The 2,068-nt window shown below is 67.1% G+C and carries 3 protein-coding genes; all 3 read left to right on the forward strand.

Annotated elements, in window-relative coordinates:
- Positions 1 to 69 precede the first annotated feature (69 nt).
- Entirely contained in the window at positions 70 to 720 is a 651-nt protein-coding gene (locus VGD20_RS13715; RefSeq protein WP_331134986.1) for a DUF1109 domain-containing protein, read from the forward strand.
- 58 nt (positions 721 to 778) lie between these two features.
- On the forward strand, positions 779 to 1,552 hold the full coding sequence (locus tag VGD20_RS13720) for a head GIN domain-containing protein (RefSeq protein WP_331134987.1): 774 nt from the start codon (positions 779 to 781) through the stop codon (positions 1,550 to 1,552).
- A 54-nt stretch (positions 1,553 to 1,606) separates the two neighbouring features.
- Positions 1,607 to 2,068, forward strand: a 462-nt coding sequence (locus VGD20_RS13725) for a GIN domain-containing protein (protein ID WP_331134988.1), incomplete at its 3' end; no start/stop codon positions are given.

The following is a 2,068-nucleotide window of genomic DNA, read 5'->3' on the forward strand; positions in this document are numbered from 1 at the left end:
AATCGCTGGTGAAGGTGAATATTCATCGCGGGCTAAAAAAGCTGGCGCAATTGATTGAAAGCGAATGACATGAACAATCCATCGATCGACGAATTGATCGACGGCCTTGCCGAAGAACTGGAGCCGGTCCGGCCGCGGCGGGTCGCGAACGGCTCGCTGTGGGTCGCCGCAGGGTGGGTTGGCGGTGCCGCGGCGTTGCTGTGGCTTTCGGGCGCGCGCCACGATCTTGCCGATGGCGCGATGATGCCGCCGTTGCCGATGCTGTCCTTCTGGCTGATCGTCGTGTTGGGCCTTGCCGCGGCGTGGAGCGCGCTGCGGATGGGCCTGCCGGGCGTCGGGCGGGATTACAGCGGTTGGCGCTGGGCCGGCCTCGCGACGCTGGCGCTGCCGCTGACCGCGCTCGTCATCGGTTTCGGGGACACCCACGCCGCGATGGAGGCGGCGCGCCCCGAAAACGGCCTGCGCTGCATGATCGAGGGCGCGCTGTCGGGTCTGGGCGTCGGGGCGGCGCTCTTCTTCTGGCTGAAAGGCGGGGCGCCGACCTCGCCAACGCGTGCTGGCTGGGTGATCGGAATCGCCGCCGGCGCGGCAGGAGCGACCATCGTGGCACTGCACTGCGCGTCGAACGACATGATGCATATTGCGCTGTGGCACGGGCTTGCTGTCGCGGTGTCGGCTGTCGCCGGGCGCTTGCTGCTGACGCCGCTGCTGCGCTGGTAGGTTGCTGGACAGCCAGGCTTCTGTGTGTTACGATAATAATACACAGAGGAGATTTGCGATGCGTAACTGGACGATGGCGATTTTGCCGCTGGCCCTCGTGACGGGCTGTAACGGTGCGGCCCCGGGCGACGGGAAGCAGGGCGACCAGAGCCAGGCAACCGGCAGCGAATCGGGACCGCTGGCGCACGCCGGGCCGATCGTCACCCAATCCTTTGCGCTCACGGGCTTCACCGGCGTCGAGGTTGCCGGCCCCGACGACGTCACGATCCGTCAGGGCGACAGTTTCGCGATCAGCGCCCGCGGTCGCAAGGAGACGCTCGACCGTCTCGAGATCAAGCTCGACGGGACGAAACTGGTGATCGGACGCAAGCGCGAGGGGTTCAGCTTTTCGAGCCGCGACGACGACGATCTGGATATCGCGATCACCATGCCGCGGCTGAACCTGGTGCGGCTGACCGGGTCGGGCTCGATCGATGCCGATACGGTGGGCGGCGATGCGGTCGAGGCGGCGGTCACCGGATCGGGTGATCTCAAGGTCGCGAAGCTGACCGGCAAGCGCGCCGAAATCGAGGTGTCGGGTTCGGGCGACATCGAAATCGCCGGCGGCACGATCGGATCGGGCGAGCTCAGCGTCACCGGATCGGGCGACATCGACGCCGAGGGCCTTGTCGCGACGACGCTCGAGGTATCGGTCACCGGGTCGGGCAATGTCGATGCGCAGGCGACCGGCAAGGCCGATATCCGCATCCTTGGTTCGGGCGATGTGAAACTTGGCGGCGGAGCGAACTGTTCGACGCGCCAGATGGGCTCGGGCACCGCCACCTGCAATTGATGCCCGGGTGACGCTATGCTGGTGCCGCCTGTCCGAACGCGGTAAGGCGGCACCATGACCCTTGCGACACGATGCGCCGCGTTTGCGGCCGCCGCCCTGCTGATCGCCAATCCTGCCTTCGCGGCCGAAAAGCGTTTTGGCCTCACCAGTTTCGAGGCGATCGAGGTCAACGCCGATTATGATATCGAAGTGACGACGCGCGCGCCGGTCGGCGCGGTGGCAACAGGGTCGCAGGACGCGCTCGACCGGCTGAGCGTCGAGGCGCGCGACGGGCGGCTGGTGATCGGCGCGCGCCAGTTCGCGGGCGACGAGAAACGCGGCGCCCCGCGCGGTGCGGTGACGATCCGCATCAACGCTTCGGGCCTGCGGTCGGTCACGATGGGCGGCGCGGGGTCGCTGCGGATCGACCGGATGAAGGATGACCGCGTGTCCATCGGCCTGCGCGGACCCGGCATGTTGTCGGTCGGCGCGATCGAGACCGACCGGTTGTCGGTCGTGATGATCATCATCACGACC

The organism is Sphingopyxis sp., from assembly GCF_036402335.1.
Classification (GTDB): domain Bacteria; phylum Pseudomonadota; class Alphaproteobacteria; order Sphingomonadales; family Sphingomonadaceae; genus Sphingopyxis.

Excerpts from the sequence above, each read along its gene's own strand:
- VGD20_RS13715 (WP_331134986.1), top strand. The coding sequence starts at position 70 with ATGAACAATCCATCGATCGACGAATTGATCGACGGCCTTGCCGAAGAA.
- VGD20_RS13720 (WP_331134987.1), top strand. The coding sequence starts at position 779 with ATGCGTAACTGGACGATGGCGATTTTGCCGCTGGCCCTCGTGACGGGC.